The sequence below is a fragment of the Shewanella carassii genome (assembly GCF_002777975.1).
Lineage (GTDB): Bacteria > Pseudomonadota > Gammaproteobacteria > Enterobacterales > Shewanellaceae > Shewanella > Shewanella carassii.
This window is the reverse complement of sequence record NZ_NGVS01000004.1, coordinates 245,581-261,400: the sequence shown is the minus strand read 5'-3', so window position 1 is coordinate 261,400 and position 15,820 is coordinate 245,581. Positions and strand designations below refer to the sequence as shown.

At 52.8% G+C, this 15,820-nt stretch carries 16 protein-coding genes; 3 read left to right on the top strand and 13 right to left on the bottom strand.

Features of this window, described 5'->3' with window-relative positions; translation table 11 throughout:
* Positions 1–157 precede the first annotated feature (157 nt).
* The 4 genes from nhaD to CBE72_RS01980 form a co-directional block, all read right to left on the bottom strand.
* Positions 158–1,408 carry a sodium:proton antiporter NhaD gene (nhaD, locus tag CBE72_RS02000; protein ID WP_100142063.1) on the bottom strand — a complete coding sequence of 417 codons (1,251 nt, stop codon included), beginning with the start codon at positions 1,406–1,408 and terminating at the stop codon, positions 158–160.
* A gap of 477 nt (positions 1,409–1,885) precedes the next feature.
* Positions 1,886–3,169, bottom strand: coding sequence for a glutamate-1-semialdehyde 2,1-aminomutase (gene hemL, locus CBE72_RS01990; protein ID WP_028779763.1), 1,284 nt, complete (start codon positions 3,167–3,169; stop codon positions 1,886–1,888).
* Between the two features lie 29 nt (positions 3,170–3,198).
* On the bottom strand, positions 3,199–4,218 hold the full coding sequence (locus CBE72_RS01985) for an aspartate carbamoyltransferase (RefSeq protein ID WP_100142061.1): 1,020 nt from the start codon (positions 4,216–4,218) through the stop codon (positions 3,199–3,201).
* A gap of 124 nt (positions 4,219–4,342) precedes the next feature.
* Positions 4,343–5,995 carry a chloride channel protein gene (locus tag CBE72_RS01980; protein ID WP_100142116.1) on the bottom strand — a complete coding sequence of 551 codons (1,653 nt, stop codon included), beginning with the start codon at positions 5,993–5,995 and terminating at the stop codon, positions 4,343–4,345.
* A gap of 130 nt (positions 5,996–6,125) precedes the next feature.
* On the opposite strand from CBE72_RS01980, the gene CBE72_RS01975 reads away from it, so the two are divergent.
* Positions 6,126–6,929, top strand: a complete 804-nt coding sequence (locus CBE72_RS01975) for a DUF6776 family protein (RefSeq protein WP_100142060.1) — start codon at positions 6,126–6,128, stop codon at positions 6,927–6,929.
* On the top strand, positions 6,922–7,272 hold the full coding sequence (gene erpA, locus CBE72_RS01970) for an iron-sulfur cluster insertion protein ErpA (RefSeq protein ID WP_100142059.1): 351 nt from the start codon (positions 6,922–6,924) through the stop codon (positions 7,270–7,272). The genes CBE72_RS01975 and erpA overlap by 8 nt, the downstream gene beginning before the upstream one ends.
* A 62-nt stretch (positions 7,273–7,334) precedes the next feature.
* Here the strand turns inward: erpA and CBE72_RS01965 are convergent, their stop codons facing one another.
* The 4 genes from CBE72_RS01965 to CBE72_RS01950 form a co-directional block, all read right to left on the bottom strand.
* Positions 7,335–7,754 (bottom strand): hypothetical protein, encoded by a 420-nt coding sequence (locus tag CBE72_RS01965; RefSeq protein WP_100142058.1) that lies wholly within the window; start codon positions 7,752–7,754, stop codon positions 7,335–7,337.
* A gap of 43 nt (positions 7,755–7,797) precedes the next feature.
* Positions 7,798–8,175: a DUF2750 domain-containing protein gene (locus tag CBE72_RS01960; RefSeq protein ID WP_100142057.1), complete on the bottom strand. Its 378-nt coding sequence runs from the start codon at positions 8,173–8,175 to the stop codon at positions 7,798–7,800.
* Between the two features lie 149 nt (positions 8,176–8,324).
* A complete protein-coding gene (locus CBE72_RS01955) occupies positions 8,325–9,434 on the bottom strand; it encodes an anhydro-N-acetylmuramic acid kinase (protein WP_100142056.1) in 1,110 nt (369 codons plus the stop codon).
* Between the two features lie 14 nt (positions 9,435–9,448).
* On the bottom strand, positions 9,449–10,849 hold the full coding sequence (locus CBE72_RS01950; protein ID WP_100142055.1) for a peptidoglycan DD-metalloendopeptidase family protein: 1,401 nt from the start codon (positions 10,847–10,849) through the stop codon (positions 9,449–9,451).
* 124 nt (positions 10,850–10,973) lie between these two features.
* Between CBE72_RS01950 and tyrS the strand changes: the two genes are divergently transcribed.
* Positions 10,974–12,170, top strand: a complete 1,197-nt coding sequence (gene tyrS / locus CBE72_RS01945; protein WP_100142054.1) for a tyrosine--tRNA ligase — start codon at positions 10,974–10,976, stop codon at positions 12,168–12,170.
* Positions 12,171–12,273: 103 nt separating this feature from the next.
* Here the strand turns inward: tyrS and CBE72_RS01940 are convergent, their stop codons facing one another.
* The 5 genes from CBE72_RS01940 to CBE72_RS01920 all read right to left on the bottom strand — a co-directional run bounded on the left by CBE72_RS01940 (position 12,274) and on the right by CBE72_RS01920 (position 15,738).
* Positions 12,274–12,705, bottom strand: coding sequence for a hypothetical protein (locus tag CBE72_RS01940; protein WP_100142053.1), 432 nt, complete (start codon positions 12,703–12,705; stop codon positions 12,274–12,276).
* Between the two features lie 99 nt (positions 12,706–12,804).
* Positions 12,805–13,284, bottom strand: a complete 480-nt coding sequence (locus CBE72_RS01935; RefSeq protein ID WP_100142052.1) for a nuclear transport factor 2 family protein — start codon at positions 13,282–13,284, stop codon at positions 12,805–12,807.
* Between the two features lie 307 nt (positions 13,285–13,591).
* Positions 13,592–13,966 (bottom strand): DUF2721 domain-containing protein, encoded by a 375-nt coding sequence (locus tag CBE72_RS01930; RefSeq protein WP_100142115.1) that lies wholly within the window; start codon positions 13,964–13,966, stop codon positions 13,592–13,594.
* Positions 13,967–14,036: 70 nt separating this feature from the next.
* Positions 14,037–15,026, bottom strand: coding sequence for a cobalamin biosynthesis protein CobD/CbiB (locus CBE72_RS01925; RefSeq protein ID WP_100142051.1), 990 nt, complete (start codon positions 15,024–15,026; stop codon positions 14,037–14,039).
* Positions 15,027–15,045: 19 nt separating this feature from the next.
* On the bottom strand, positions 15,046–15,738 hold the full coding sequence (locus tag CBE72_RS01920) for a 5'-methylthioadenosine/adenosylhomocysteine nucleosidase (protein WP_100142050.1): 693 nt from the start codon (positions 15,736–15,738) through the stop codon (positions 15,046–15,048).
* Between the last annotated feature and the right edge of the window lie 82 nt (positions 15,739–15,820).

The window sequence follows — 15,820 nt, the reverse complement described above, 5'->3', positions numbered from 1 at the left end:
TGCTGTGCAAGCCCCGAAGGGCGTGGCTTACAGGCCTGCCTGCTTTGTTGTGCTTCTTACAAAGGACTAAGGCCATTTGCTGCGAACCACGCCTTGCATCCAGGCCTGTAAGCCGACGCAGAGCACGCATGGGACCTGTTCGCACCTTCCTTAGAGCTCAAGCTCCGTAGAAGTAGTTCCCCAGCAGCAGTGTCAGGGCGTAGCCTACAGAGTAGGACAGCAGCAGCGCCGGAACATACTTGAGATAGGAGACAAAGGTCAGCTCTTTGACCTTGCTCATGGCGATGATCCCGGCCGCCGAACCTATCACCAGCAGAGATCCACCAACACCTACTGCGTAGGTCAGCCCCAGCCACTCTGGCGTGGTCAGTTCAGGTGAGGCTTTCAAAAGTGCCGCTGTCAAGGGGACGTTATCCAGAACCGCAGATCCCATGCCGGTGACAAAGTTGGAAATGTTGGGGTCGTGGCTGGCATAGACCTGAGCCAAGAGATCCAGCGTGCCTATCTCTTTGAGCATACCCACCAACAAGAGGATCCCGAGGAAGAACAGCAGGGTGTCGTATTCCACCTGGCGGATATACTCGAGGATTTGCAGTTCTTCTTTGTCGTTACGGGCGGTGTGGCCCACCAGGAACATGATTGACAACCCGGTAAGAAAGGTCAGTACGGGGGGGATGGCAAATAGAATGTTCAGTGCCATGGTCATCAATATGGTGGTGAAGAAGATGATGGCGATCAGTACATCTACTGTCTCATAGTTTTGACTAATGGGAGTGGTGGACACCTCGCCTTTGGCGTTGAGGGAGAAGAGTATTGCCAATAACATCACACTGAATGCCGCCGGCAGTACCAACATCAACAGCTCTGACATATGTACATGACCGGCGAGGAAGATCATCAGGGTCGTGACATCACCGGTTATCAGAGAGACCCCCCCAGAGTTGACGGCAAAGATGATCAGTACAGCCATCCGACGTCGCATCTGTTTGTCGAGCTTGAAGGTGGTCAGTAACCCAAGAGAGACTAAGGTGGCGGTAACGTTGTCACAGATGGCGGACAATACCAGAGAAAACAGGGCGACTTGTAGCATCAGCATCCGGGTACTGACCCGCTGCGGAAATAACTTCTGCACTAAAATTTGGATCATGCCCTTAGCGTTTAGGTAGGCCACAAAGGTCATGGTCGACATCAAAAACAGCCAGAGTGTCGCGATTTCCAGCAGGTTTTCATTGAGTTGATGTTCTACCAGTTTTTCATGACCGGGATCGCCGGCAGACATGAACAGAGCTATCCAAGAGATACAACCGAAAAACAGAGTCGTTTTGGCTTTGTTGAGGTGAGTCACCTCTTCAAAAATGATACTCAGCAGTGCCAGCACCGCGAGTATGATAAGAAAGGTATAGAGCATAAATGCAATTCCAACTGCTGATTTTATGTTCGTCTGCCCTGAGGGACGTGGGCAGTTTTTGTGTTGGCCATCAAGGTTCAGTTAATCAAGCTGTGATAGCGCGAGCGGATCAGACCACACTGATATGAATAAGGCAACCGTTAACTGGCGCACACTTTCTTAGACTTTGTGATTAGTATCGGGTGTGTTTGGGCTCTGGCCAGTGATTAAGTCTTTTTTGTGTGTAGATGTTAGTGTTTTTTGCTATCAAGGCAGATTTGACAGCGAAAGGTGACAGTCTACACTCGGGTCAATGGCAAGTTGGCTTGACAGCTATGGCTCAGCCTAAATGGGTTCGTGAACATAGTGCTGAGTGGAAGCTTTGTGGAAGGGGAACTGAGAAACCAGAGCTCGAGCTGGACGCCAGAGAAATCTATCCGGCGGGAGTGAGCACAAAAAACGGGGCCGTATAGGCCCCGTTTTCAATCCATCTGCGGATTACTTCATGCGGGCTAGAACACGATCGGCTGCATCCAGAGTCGCCTGCAGCTCTTGCTCGCCGTGAGCCATAGACAGGAAGCCTGCCTCAAAGGCGCTTGGTGCCAGGTAAATACCCTCGTCCAGCATGCCGTGATAGAAGGCGCGGAACTGCTCCATGTTGCACTTGGTGACCTGCTCAAAGCCGGTTATCTTCTCTTCATCGGTAAAGAAGAAACCAAACATGCCACCAACATAGTTGATGGCCATGGGGATACCATGCTTGTCGGCCGCGGCCTTGAAGCCTTCGGCAATACGCTTGGTCTTGGCTGCCAGTTCCTCATAGAGGCCTGGCTCTGACAGGGCTTCCAGCTGGGCCAGACCTGCGGTCATGGCGATAGGGTTACCTGAAAGTGTGCCTGCTTGGTACACAGGGCCAGTCGGGGCAATATACTGCATGACTTCTTTCTTGCCACCGAAGGCACCAACCGGCATACCGCCGCCGATAACCTTACCCAGAGTGGTCAGATCCGGTGTCACGCCATAGTGACCTTGGGCACCGCTCTTGGAGACGCGGAAGCCTGTCATCACTTCGTCGATGATCAGCAGGGCGCCGAACTGATCGCAAAGCTCACGCAGTCCTTCGAGGAAACCTGCAACCGGCGGGATACAGTTCATGTTGCCGGCAACCGGCTCGAGTATGATACAGGCGATATCCTGCGGATGCTGGCTGAACAGCTCTTTGACTGAGTCCAGATCGTTATAGACAGCGGTCAGGGTGTGCTTGGCAAAGTCAGCAGGGATCCCTGGGGAGCTGGGCTGACCCAGAGTCAGGGCGCCGGAACCGGCCTTAACCAGCAGACAGTCGGCATGGCCGTGGTAGCAGCCTTCGAACTTGAGGATCTTGTCTCTGTTGGTGTAACCCCGAGCCAGGCGTATGGCGCTCATGGTGGCTTCTGTACCAGAGCTCACCATACGTACTTGTTCTATGGAAGGCACCATCTCAATGACTTTTTCTGCCATCTGCACTTCCAGTTCGGTAGGGGCGCCGAAAGACAGACCGTTTTCCACCGCCTTGAGCACGGCTTCGCGGATCTTGGGATGGTTGTGACCCAGGATCATAGGCCCCCAGGAACCGACATAGTCGATATAAGCTTTGCCATCGGCATCATAGATATAGGCACCGTCGGCTTTTTCGATGAAACGGGGAGAACCGCCTACACCATTGAAGGCACGTACTGGCGAGTTCACACCGCCGGGGATGGTTTTCTTGGCCTGTTCAAACAGGTCTTCAGAACGGGTCATGTTTAATCCTTAAAGTCAGTGGCCGCTCTCTAGCGATCGGCCTTGCGTGAATACCAGTTAACCGGACACTCATATTTTTCCAACTGATTGTCCACCCCGAGTGTCAGGGCAAACAGTGCCATACGGATCAACAAGCCATTGTCGGCCTGACGGAATATTGCCAGGTTGGGATGGTTGTTGAGATCATTGTCCAGCTCATTGGCCTGCAGCCTGGAGTCCCGAGGCAATGGATGCATGATCACTGTATTGGACTTACAATTTTTGGTGTATATGGCGCTGTTCAAACGGAACTTGCCACGATACTTATCGGCTTCCTCCTGCGAGGGGAAGCGCTCTTCCTGAATGCGTGTCAGATAGAGTATATCGGCTTGATCTAAATTGCCTTCCAGTTGTTCGGTTATTGTGATCTTGTGCCCGGCATTTTCAATGTCGGCGATCACATAGTCGGGCATTGCCAGCTCGGCAGGGGAGATCAGGGTGAAGCTGATGTTCTTGTACATGCACAAGAGGCGCGACAGCGAGTGCACAGTGCGGCCGTATTTGAGATCGCCTACCATGGCGATATGCATGCCATCTATGCCTAAGCCTTTGCTGTGCAGCTCTTTCTGTATGGTGAACAGATCCAGCAGCGCCTGGGTTGGATGTTCGTTGGCACCATCGCCGCCGTTAATCACAGGCACCCGGCTGCCTTCGGCAAACTCGCGTACCGAGTAGGACTCGGGGTGGCGCATGGCAATCACATCCGAGTAGCTGGACAACACCCTGGCGGTATCGTAGAGGGACTCCCCCTTGGACAGCGACGAGGAGGCCATGCCGACCGTTTCTGCGACCCGGCCACCAAGCAGGTTGAAGGCGCAGCCGAAGCTGACTCGGGTGCGGGTGCTGGGTTCAAAAAACAGATTGCCGAGGATAGCCCCTTCTAGCACCTTGGTGCGCTTTTCGCGCAGGGCGTAGGGGGTCATCTTTTGGGCTACTGTGAAAATGGTTTGAATGGCGTCCAGATCTAACTGGTTTACGGAGAGGATATGTGATCCCTGGAACTGGTTCATCAGCCTTGGTTTCCAATGCAATTGGGTGTTGACACTGAGGTCTGGACCCATGGGTTATGTAGGGTTTGGCTGAGGCGCAACTATAACAGAAGGCGGCGGTCATGAAAATGACTGATGACTGAAATTACACTTCTCCGGCACGGATTTCCTGCTGCAGGTTAGACCAACTGATTACTCCGACGATATTCTCCGGGGTATCCTGATAGATAAAGACTTCACCGGCACGTTTTGGCGCCAAAATTTCATACACCTCGTTGAGAGTAGCCGAGTCGGGTAGCCCCTGGATCCTGTGCTGTGTCAGGCTGGTATCAGTGTCAAACGAAGGCATCTGCAACTCCAGCATGGCAATCTGGCCTTCGGCATCTCTGGCAAGCACGGGCCTGCCCTGGGCGCGTTTCATCACTTCCAGCAGCAGCTCATCATTGTTGTTGACTATCACTATGCGCCTGTCCATCAGGGCGCGTACCCCGAGTTTCTGTAATCCCAGGTTAACCGGAGCCACCTTGTAACCCAGGCCCATGATGTCCAACTGACGAAAGAATATGGATTTGGCATTCAGCCCCTGATAGGCGATGAGGTAGGCGGGCACGGCCACTATCATTCCGGGCAGTATGATGGAGGCATCATTGGTCATCTCCAGCAGCGCCACCAGGGCGGCGAGCGGTGCACTGAGGCAAACCCCCATCATAGCGGTCATGCCGATGACGGTATAGAGCCCTGCATAGGGGGCCACCGAGGGAAACAGCAGCGCGGTCGCCTGAGCCAGAATAGCGCCGCCCAAGGCCCCTATGCCGTAGAGTGGCCCTATGACCCCACCCGGGATCCCAAGGCCGATGGCGGCAATGGTAGCGATAATCTTGGCCAGCAAAACCGCCAGCAAAAACCAGATGGCCGGATTGTCGCTGACCGCCAGTCCTATGGCCATTTCACCGCTGCCCAGTGCCTGAGGCAACACCAGGCCTATCAAAGTGGTGATAACCCCAGCCAGCAACAGGCGGACTATCAAGGGCCAGTGTTGGCCGCGCTCGGTCACCTGAATAAGGCTGTGATTGAATAGGGCCGCGGCGACCCCCAGCACAATACCGCCGAGAGCCAGCAGCGGGTACTGATCCAGTGGAATATGGCTGACCTTGATGGCATCAAACTCGTGGATATTACCGAACACCACTTGGCTGGATACGGCGCCGCAGATGGCCGATAGCATGATGGGGAAGAAGTACTGTACCTTGTATTCCCTGAGGATTACTTCGAGGACAAACACCACGGCGGCCAGTGGCGCGTTGAAGGTGGCGGCTATCCCGGCGGCTATGCCGCTGGCGCACATGATGCGCACGCTGTTGTCCGGCAGCTTGAATTTTTCCGCCAATACCGAGGCGGTGACCGCCCCCAGATGAATGGCTGGGCCTTCACGACCGACCGAGAAGTTGCTCGCCAGCGCAAACAGCGCCTGAAAAAACTGCCCCGGTGCTGATTGCAGCGGGATCTTGCCGTAATGTAGCTTCACCCGGTGCAGCACATAGGCTATGCCCATGCGTTTGTAGCGTTTGGAACCTAATTTGGCGACAAGCCAGATCAAAAAAGCCCCAAAAAGTGGTAACAGGACTCGCCAGTCACCGATTGAGCCCGTAAAATCCCATTCTTGTGTTTGGGTAAAATGATTGGCCCATTGCAGCAGCAGGCGAAACAGTATGATGACCGCCGAGGCCATCAGCGCAAACAGCAGGGCCAGCAGACACAGTTGAATACTGATCCTCGTTTGGGACAGCTTGTCTCTCATCTGGTGGCGCAGATACTTTCGCGCCTCAAGTTTGAACTTTCTGAATCTTGCCTGCACCGCTGCTTTCCGAAGCCTAATGTGAATTCTTAGTACCCAAGATGGAAATTTTTATATAAGGGGCTGTTAGTTAATGGCAAATTATCATCGCTGGCTCGATCGCCTGCAAGTGATGGAGCGAAATATTCGTCCGTCCAGTCCGTATTTGTTGCTCTTGGTCATGGTGGCCTTTCTGGCTGGACTGCTCAGCTACCACTTTTTCATTCCGCCTACTGAGGTAAAATTACTGCGGAATGATGCCAAGAGTCAGCGACTACAGGGGCAGTTGCAAGAGCAGGCTCAGCTGCTGGCGAGTCGCAATTTGGAGTTGAGTCTGGCTAGGGAAGCCAACGAACAGATGCAGCAGTTGTTCAACAAGCAACACAAGAAACAACAGGAGTTGGAGCGGGAGTTGGCCTTCTACCGCAGCATCATGGCACCTGAGCGTAACGCCGATGGTGTGGCCATCCATGGTTTGGAATTGACGTCTATAGCCGCTCCTGGACAGTACCACCTAAAGTTGGTGCTGACCCAATTGCAAAAGCGTAAACAGGCACTCAAGGGAAGAAGTGAGATACTTCTCATTGGCATGCAAGAGGGCAAGCAAGTCGAATTGAATTTGGCTAAACTGGTGGACACCAAGTTGGCATTTAACTTCAAGTACTTTCAGGTATTGGAAACGGACTTTACTCTGCCCGAAGGCTTTGAATTACAGCAGATGAATGTCAAGGTCATAGTGCCGGCAAGCCGTTGGAATAAAGGCGCTGAAACCGAACAAAGTTTCAACCTGACGGAGCTGCTTGAAGGTGAAAAAGATCCCGGCATAATACTTGAACAAAATAGTCAGGTAACAGATAATCTGCCACAGCAAATAGATGTAAGAGGTAGTAATGACTGAACAAGCTGAATCAGCTATGCCCATCCAGTTTACCGATGCGGCGGCTGCCAAGGTCAAGGCCTTGCTGGAAGAAGAACAGAACAGTGCGCTGAAGCTGCGGGTCTATGTCACGGGTGGCGGCTGCTCAGGTTTTCAGTATGGCTTCACCTTTGATGAAAAAGTGAATGAAGGCGATTTCACCGTGGAAAAACAAGGAGTACAGCTGGTGGTCGACCCCATGAGCCTGCAATACCTCGTTGGCGGTGAAGTGGATTATACCTCAGGGCTGGAAGGTTCGCGTTTCTTCGTCAAGAATCCCAACGCCACCACCACCTGTGGTTGTGGTGCCAGCTTCTCGGTATAGCCAAGAATCAAAGCAACAAAAAGCCGTCCACTGGGACGGCTTTTTTGTGGGCGAAAGGTCGGTTACTGCATCAGGTTGAAGTTCATCTTACGCTTGAAGAAGGCTTTGACCTTAGGGGTAAAGGCTACCCATACCTGTAACATGCAAAAGCCTATCAGAAAGCTGAAAATGGCCCAGTCCGGCACCTTGAACTCAAACCCTGTGATCTTGAGAGCGTTAGGACCTGTGGTTACATTGTCACCTTGATCAAGAATATAGGGTAGGAAGCTCACTAGCGCTAGCTGCACCAAGGTATAGAGCCGCAGTGCCCATAGGCCGGCCTGATGGCGTGCCAATACCGCCAACACCATGATCAACGTCAGCAGACAAAAGACGACACCCTGACCGGCAATCAGGCCACTGACCGCAGCGGCAATATAAAGCAGCATCAGCAGTAGCAGGCGTTTGGGTATGGCGTAGCTTTCAGTGGCGGCTTGGTTCATCTTACGGCGCTCCTTGTGCACTATTGACTCATGTTCTATTGACTCAGTGACGCGTCTTGGGTGCCAGTCGCTGCTCCAGCTCATGTGGCGGGATGACTACGCCAAGATCTTCCAGCATTGGGAAGACGGCAACATAGAGCTCATCATCTTCCATACCGGGCACCCAGCGCTCCAGCCATTCGGCCAGGCCGATGGACAGCGGCCGACAATCCTGCCAATCATCCTCGGCCCACAGAGAAGCCGTCTCTTCACTGGGCCAAACTGGAATACAGTCTTCATCGTCCGTGGTCAGCATCACGCAGCCGTCATTGTCCTGTAATACCCACAGCTCTTTGTGCTCTTTGACCTGCTCTACCAGAAAGTCGTAGCGGCCTTCTGGAGTCATACCGGCGAACTGGGCCTGGATTTGTTTCTTGCTCATGGTGACATCTCATCTCGGTGGCCATGGCACTGTGCCCGGCCAAAAATTGACGGCATGTTAACACCGCTTGCAGGCAAGAAAAAGCGCCCCGCAGGGCGCAATGGCTAATTCCCGTTTTTCGGCTTTGCCTAGTTGATGCCAATCTGTTCTCAGGCGGCAGGAAAGCGGGCGCCGAGCACGGCTTCGCGGCTGGCTCCGGTTACCGCCGGCAGGTTGGCTGGCAGCCCTTGATGGTGGCGCAGCGCCAACCAGGCAAACGCTATGCCTTCTACCCACTTGGGATCGATACCCAGCGCCGAAGTAGTGGCTATGCTGTGGTTGGGTAACTGGGCACCGAGGCGTTTCATCAACGCGCCATTGAGCGCGCCGCCGCCACAGACATAGATTTCGCCATCCGGGCTCAACTTGGCTATGTCCCTGGCAATGCTGTGACAGGTGAGATCCAAGAGCGTCGATTGAATATCCTCTTCCGGCAGATGGCTGAACAGCGCTAGCTGTTGATCCAACCAGGCGTTGTTGAATAGCTCTCGACCTGTGCTCTTGGGATAATCCAGCGAGAAATAGGGGTGAGATAACAGTTGTGCCAGAAACTCCGCCGAGCTGTTGCCGCTTTCGGCCCATTGGCCATCTTCATCAAACGGCAATTGCCTCACTTGCTGGCTCCAGGCGTCTATCAAGGTATTGCCCGGGCCAGTATCAAAGCCAAGAATTTTTTGGTTATCGGCGGGCAGGAAAGTGATGTTGGCGATGCCGCCGATATTGAGAATGATGCGATTTATTCCCGGGTTTGAGAAGATCTGCTGGTGGAATGCCGGCACTAAGGGCGCTCCCTGGCCACCGAGGGCGACATCTTTGCGGCGAAAGTCGGCGATAACATCTATACCGGTTTCGGCGGCGATAGTGTTAGGATCGCCAATCTGCAAGGTAAAGCCCACTTCCAGATTGGGCATATGGCGCACTGTCTGACCATGACTGCCGATGGCGCATACCTGCTCCTTATTCACCCCAGTCTTGGCCAGCAGTTGCTTGACCGCGGCTGCAAACACCTTACCCACAGTGCGATCCAGCCGCCCCAAACGGTTGATTTCATCCGTATCCGGCTGGCACAGACGTTGCAAACCCTTGAACAGATGGGTGGGTAACGGCTCGGTATGCTGGCCAAGCAGCTTGGGTTGACCCTTGCTGAAGTCCACCAACACGGCGTCAACACCGTCCATGCTGGTGCCTGACATCAGCCCAATAAAGTATCCTGAATTCATCTATGCTATCCCTGTTATTGCATCGCAACCTGAACTTGTTTGTTGCGATGTAGCGTGGCCATTAATTGGTTACTGAGCTGTTGGAAGGCGACACGTTCGCTCTTGGCTATGGCTTCTGCCTTGGGGAGATCCACAGTGCGTGGATTTCTGTGTACACCGTTGACGATAAACTCATAGTGTAGGTGCGCACCTGTTACCCGGCCTGTGCGGCCAAGGGTTCCTATGATCTGTCCCTGTTTGACGCTTTCACCTTGTTTGACCTTACGCTTGTTGAGATGCAGGTATTTGGTGGTATAAGTTTCGTTGTGTTTGATAAACACATAGTTGCCGTTGTATTGGTTGTAGCCAGCCTTGATCACCCGCCCGCTGCCTGCCGCCTTGATGGGAGTACCTATGGCGGCAACATAATCTACCCCGCGGTGAGCCTTCACCTGACCGGTAACTGGATGCAGACGACGGGGATTGAAGTTGGAACTGACGTACTTGAAGTCAACCGGAGAGCGCAGGAATGCCTTGCGCATGCTGCGGCCTTCCTCGGAATAGTAGTTGCCATCCTTGTATCTCACTGCAGTGTATCGCTCGCCCTGGTTGATAAACTCGGCGGCCAATATGTTGCCGTTACGCAGAAACTCGCCGTCGGCATATTCCTCTTCATACATGAGGGCAAAGCTGTCGCCTTCGCGGATATCCAGGGCAAAGTCGACGTCCCAGCCGAATATGGTGGCCAGTTGCATAATCTGCGCCGGGGTCAGTCCGGCATCGACACCGGCATTCCAGAAGTTGTTCTTGATACTGGCGCGGGCGAATTTATCCCGGGTCTCGACAGTTTTTACCGCCAGTTCCTCTTCGTAACCTTTGCCTTGTTTGCGGACTATCAGGGTAGAGATGGCATCGAGGCGGTATCTCAGCTCTTGCAGTTCGCCCTCGGCGTTCTTACCTATGGCGACTTCGTCACCTGGCATGATTTTCAGCAGGTTTTTCTTCGCCAGTGGCAGTTGAGTGATGTCGTAAACCTCTCTGGCGGTGAGTGAGGCGCGGCTGAAGAGCGCCGCCAGGGTATCGCCACTCTTTATCTCGAAGTGTTCCAACTCGGCTATCGCCGGACTGGCTTGCTCTGGAACTGTCAGGGCCGCTTTGGCCTGTTGATTGAGTTTCTCTGTCAACGCCTCGGCGGCGGCTTCTGAATCCGGGCGTTGCCCGCTTTCAACCACTTGCTGAGCCGTGGGCGAGGTGGGGGTACGAAAGGCCAGAGGCACTTGGTAACGGACGTGAGTTTCCGGGCTGGCGCTGTTTTTCGATGCCTCGGCTTCGTCAGAGGGCAGCAATAGGGTTATCAGGGTAATAGTGGTGAAAATACTGAGCAATATTTGATGCTTTCTGGGCAGCAGTCTGAAGAGAGTAATAAGCTTTGCCATCGACCCGGATACCAATTTCTTAATTCTTGGGCATATTGCCTTAGTGTACACACTTTCATTTAGGCTGGCTAACAAGTAACATAAGTCTCTTTGAATTTGAAGAGCCTAGGGAGTTATTGGCGAGATGGCTGATTTAGCACAAATAATGGCGGAAATTAAACGTGGTACCGACGAGATTTTGCTCGAGGCGGATCTGCTGGAAAAGCTGAAAGAAGGTCGGCCACTGAAAATCAAGTTGGGTGCTGACCCGACTGCGCCGGACATTCACCTTGGCCATACCGTTATTCTCAATAAGCTCAGACTGTTTCAGGAACTGGGGCACGAGGTTATCTTCCTTATTGGTGACTTTACCGGTATGGTCGGCGACCCGAGTGGCAAGAACAGTACTCGCCCACCACTGACCCGCGAACAGGTATTAGCCAATGCCGAAACCTACAAGGAACAGGTATTCAAAATTCTGGATCCGGCCAAGACCCGAATTGAGTTCAACTCCAGCTGGCTGGAAGACCTCGGCGCCGCCGGTATGATCCGCCTGGCCTCGCGCCAGACAGTGGCTCGTATGATGGAGCGTGACGACTTCAAGAAGCGCTTTGCCTCGGGTCAATCGATTGCTATCCATGAGTTCATGTACCCATTGCTGCAGGGCTATGACTCAGTGGCATTGAACGCCGATGTCGAGCTGGGCGGTACGGATCAGAAGTTCAACCTGTTGATGGGCCGTGAGTTGCAGAAATCCGAAGGCATGAAGCCACAGGCAGTGATCATGATGCCGCTGCTGGAAGGGCTGGACGGCGTGAAGAAGATGTCCAAGTCTGCGGGTAACTACATTGGTATCAGCGAAGCTCCGGATGAGATGTTCGGTAAGATAATGTCCATCTCTGATGAGCTGATGTGGCGTTACCTGGAGCTGTTGTCTTTCCGTCCGCTGACTGAAATCGAGCAGTTTAAGGCCGATGTCGAAGCCGGTGCCAACCCCAGAGATATCAAGATAGCCCTGGCGAAAGAGATTATCGGCCGTTTCCACAGTGAAGAAGCTGCCGAGGCTGCTCATCAAGCCTTTATCAATCGTTTCCAAAAGGGCGCCATGCCAGATGAGATTCCCGAGCTAACTCTGGAAGCTGGTGAAGGGCTGGCGATTGCCAATCTGCTAAAAGAAGCCGGTCTGGTAGGCTCCACTTCAGATGCCATGCGGATGATCAAGCAAGGTGCGGTGAAGATGGATGGTGATAAGCTTGAAGACAGCAAGCTGGTTCTGAGCGCCGGCACATGCGCGGTATTCCAGGTCGGTAAACGTAAGTTTGCCAAGGTAACACTGGCCTGAGCTCAAAGTACCTAAATTCTAAGGGACTTAAATCTAAGCGTTTGTTCAAGCGTTTAAAATACCAAACCCGGCATTGCCGGGTTTTTTCTTGCCTGAATCTGGCTCAGTGTTTGTGAGGTGGGCTACAGTTGTCGGTACCAAAGTAGGCCTTGTTCTGGCAGCGCCAACTAAGAACGGCCTTATCTATCGACCAATCGCCGGCATCATTATCGAGCGCCAAAATGAGCAACATCTGTGGGTGCCCCTCCTGAGTGCTGACGCTATAGGTTAAGGTCTTACCTTGAGAGTGACTGATGCGAACGAACTTAAAGGCCGAGCCTGAGTATTGGCGGCTTATTCCTTCGGGATCTTGACTCCAGGGAGCCTGTTGATGTTGCGCTTGCAACAGCTTTTGATTGAAACGGTTCACAGGTTGTACCGTGTAAGAAACTACTAGCGGTGGCTCAAATGCTTCTTCGTTAGCAAGGGTTGCCTGAGCCTGTGGAGCCAAGGGAAAACATATCGCCAGTGGGGCCAGTATGGATAGTCGACTCATCTTTACCTCTCGGATCAGAATGAACCCTGATCTCGCTGTTTGCACTCAGAGGGTTGGACAGTAAAAAATAACTTGGGTTCCCGCTGGAGGAACGGGACATTATTGGGCGGCAAGTTGGTCTGCCATGGTCTGATAGTCCATCAGATCCATATGCTCTTTAACCCTGTGATTGAGGGTATCTAACTTTAGTGTGGTCACCCCGGGTATGGCTATATCGATAATTTTTCCAGGTTTGCCGAACTGTTCTCCCGGGCCTTTGTAGTGGTAGTTGCCTATCATCACCACCAGCGAGCCTGAGTTGAACATGTGTTCTATGTTGAATTGATATTCAAGCACGCCGCGGTGGGCCCGCTCCAGAAATTCTATGATATGTCTGCCGCCGGTATATTTACGTCCCGCAGTCCGATCGTTGAAGACGCTGTCACGATTATAAAAGTTGGCCAGTTCTTGATAGTCATGAGTGGTCAGGGCATGAATATAGCGCACTGCCATCTGCTGCTCCTGTGGCATATCGCCGCTGTTGGCCAGCAATGGTGAGCTCAATAATGCCAGGAATAACCCCAAAAAACGTAAAATCATTCTCTCTTGGTCTTCAAGTCAAACGCTGCTAATTACAGGTGTTTAAAAAGTGGCCATCTTAAATTCAACTCAATTTTGACGGCCTAGGATTTTTAGGTTACGGCTGACACTTATTGTTAAAAACAGTGGCACAGGTTTCAGTGCGTTGCATCATGCTATCCCGGCGATAAAGGCGAGTCAGAATAATGCCTCCTCCCACTCTGGTGATCAAGTCCGTAGCCATGTCAATCACCCGGTTTAATCTCTTGTTTGTTTCCGGGCTACCCTGAGGAGACTGCCCGGTCAAAGTGAGACTGGAGCTTGGTTATCAACTCATTTCTTTGAGATGGATGTTAAGGGCGTCGACCGAGATACGGATCTCAATCACTGACAGGATCAAGGAATACAACAGCAACAATAAACTGGCACCGAAAATGATTGAACCTGTGGTGTTAAACCCAAGATAGATAAAAATCATACACAGTACGCATAGGGCGAAGCTGGTGACACCGGCCTCCTGCATGCGGCGGATAATAACGATGCGGCGACGCAGGTTTTTCAGCTGTTCGGCGGCAACCGGTTTTTCTCCGCCACTCAGGGTACGGATCAAGGCGGCCAGTGAGAAAAATCTATTGGTATAGGCCAGCAACAGCAGGGAAATTGCTGGAAACAGCAACGCCGGAGTCGTCAAAGAGATATGCATATTGTCCAGCACGGCGGCCTTCTCTGTGGCAAGCGGGGAATGAAGGCATTATAAGGAGAATATGAATAATTTAAAGTGTTTGTGAATAACGTAACAAAACCCAAATCAGGGGTAACAAGACGACGAAAGCAAACCAGATGGCAAAGGTGCGAAAGGTCAGCGAAATCGCCTTGGGAATGGTTTGGTGATCGGGTCTTGGACCCGTGCCGACTTTTTCAACGGGTATTTTGATGCCGGAGTATTTTTGTGGCCCCCCCAGCTCTGTCACCAGTACCGAGGCTGCGGTTGCCAATACTTGAAAGTTAAAGCCGATGGGAAAGCGGCTGTGGGGTGTTTGCCAAAGCAGTTTCAGTGTCTGGGGACCGCCTTGAATCGCCAGGGTAAAGCGCCACAGCTGCGCCGGAATATACAGTAGCACTTGATTGACCAGAAACACGGGCCGACCGAAGAAGCGGTACTGAGGATCCAGACACCACCAGCTCTGCTCCAGCTGTTTGAGCATTCTTACCAACAGCACCATGGGTGCACCGGCAAGGCAGAAGAAAAACACCACAGTGGCGGTACCGTGAACCGGAGCTGTCACCAGCTTTTCTATGGTGGCCTTGGCTATGCCGGTCTCGGATAGTTCGGCCGTATCACGGGCAACCCAGGGGGCGAGCAACTCTCTGGCGGCCGCTTTGTCTCCCCGCCTCAGGGCTTGGTATATCTCTTCGGCTTCTTGAATGAAACAGGCGTCGTTGAGACACAGATAGAGGATCAAAAACTCAAAGAACCAGGGGAATGCCGCCAGTTCCAGTAGAAAGGTGATGATTATCCAAAATGGCAACACCAACAGCAGAATGGCCAGCGAGCCGGCAATCAGCTGTTGCTTAGCACCTCTGTCATTTCGTTTGACCTTGGCGGCCAGTGATTTGGCGAGATGGCTCAGCCAGGCAAGGGGCTGAAGGACTTGAGGCAGCGGTGCCAAGCGCGCCAGTAACAAGGCAAAAAATAGCACCAGAAACCCCTGAATGAGGGGCCCGTCTAAGGCCAGTATCTGCTCGTAGAAGGGCAGGCTCATGGGCTCTGGTGCTCCTTAATTAAAGGTGATGCAGCATGCCTATGACCATCAGGGCCGAGTGGTGCCCCGCCTTGACCAGATAAGCGTCAAAGTCGACCGGAGAGTCGTTGTTGGCATTATCGGACAGAGAGCGGATCACCACAAAGGGTACGCCGAACTGATGACACACCTGAGCAATGGCGGCGCCTTCCATTTCGCAGGCGGCCATGGTGGGGAAATGTTTTAACATGACGGCGGTACGCTCAGGATCGCAAATAAAGCTGTCACCTGTGCAGATAAGGCCTTCAATGGCTTTGACCTCTCCCAAACCTGCGATGGCCTGTTGGGCCGCCAGCATCAACTTGGGATCCGGGATAAAGGCCGCCGGCTGCTGTGCCATCTGACCCATCTCGTAGCCAAAGGCGGTCACATCGACATCGTGGTAACGGACCTCATTGGAAATGACGATATCGCCTATCTGCAGTGCATCGACAAAACCACCGGCCGAGCCGGTATTGATAACCGCATCCGGAGCGAACTTTTCAATCAACAGACTGGTCGCAATGCTGGCGGCAACCTTGCCTATGCCGGAGCGGGTAACTATGACTTCTTTGCCAACCAAAGTGCCGCTGACAAATTCTATGCCGGCAACCTTGCTGTGCTGCGGATTTTCCAAAGAGGCAATCAGGTGAGCAACTTCCGGCTCCATGGCGCCGATAATACCGATTTTCATGGCTTAACCTTCTTTAAATGTCTTGAGTGAGCCTGAGGGCGGCTTAATATAGCATAAGCCTAGGATGGTGCGAACAAGTCTG

Coding starts and splice junctions, on each gene's coding strand:
- nhaD (WP_100142063.1), bottom strand. CDS start 1,408: ATGCTCTATACCTTTCTTATCATACTCGCGGTGCTGGCACTGCTGAGT.
- hemL (WP_028779763.1), bottom strand. CDS start 3,169: ATGACCCGTTCTGAAGACCTGTTTGAACAGGCCAAGAAAACCATCCCC.
- CBE72_RS01985 (WP_100142061.1), bottom strand. CDS start 4,218: ATGAACCAGTTCCAGGGATCACATATCCTCTCCGTAAACCAGTTAGAT.
- CBE72_RS01980 (WP_100142116.1), bottom strand. CDS start 5,995: ATGAGAGACAAGCTGTCCCAAACGAGGATCAGTATTCAACTGTGTCTG.
- CBE72_RS01975 (WP_100142060.1), top strand. CDS start 6,126: ATGGCAAATTATCATCGCTGGCTCGATCGCCTGCAAGTGATGGAGCGA.
- erpA (WP_100142059.1), top strand. CDS start 6,922: ATGACTGAACAAGCTGAATCAGCTATGCCCATCCAGTTTACCGATGCG.
- CBE72_RS01965 (WP_100142058.1), bottom strand. CDS start 7,754: ATGAACCAAGCCGCCACTGAAAGCTACGCCATACCCAAACGCCTGCTA.
- CBE72_RS01960 (WP_100142057.1), bottom strand. CDS start 8,175: ATGAGCAAGAAACAAATCCAGGCCCAGTTCGCCGGTATGACTCCAGAA.
- CBE72_RS01955 (WP_100142056.1), bottom strand. CDS start 9,434: ATGAATTCAGGATACTTTATTGGGCTGATGTCAGGCACCAGCATGGAC.
- CBE72_RS01950 (WP_100142055.1), bottom strand. CDS start 10,849: ATGGCAAAGCTTATTACTCTCTTCAGACTGCTGCCCAGAAAGCATCAA.
- tyrS (WP_100142054.1), top strand. CDS start 10,974: ATGGCTGATTTAGCACAAATAATGGCGGAAATTAAACGTGGTACCGAC.
- CBE72_RS01940 (WP_100142053.1), bottom strand. CDS start 12,705: ATGAGTCGACTATCCATACTGGCCCCACTGGCGATATGTTTTCCCTTG.
- CBE72_RS01935 (WP_100142052.1), bottom strand. CDS start 13,284: ATGATTTTACGTTTTTTGGGGTTATTCCTGGCATTATTGAGCTCACCA.
- CBE72_RS01930 (WP_100142115.1), bottom strand. CDS start 13,966: ATGCATATCTCTTTGACGACTCCGGCGTTGCTGTTTCCAGCAATTTCC.
- CBE72_RS01925 (WP_100142051.1), bottom strand. CDS start 15,026: ATGAGCCTGCCCTTCTACGAGCAGATACTGGCCTTAGACGGGCCCCTC.
- CBE72_RS01920 (WP_100142050.1), bottom strand. CDS start 15,738: ATGAAAATCGGTATTATCGGCGCCATGGAGCCGGAAGTTGCTCACCTG.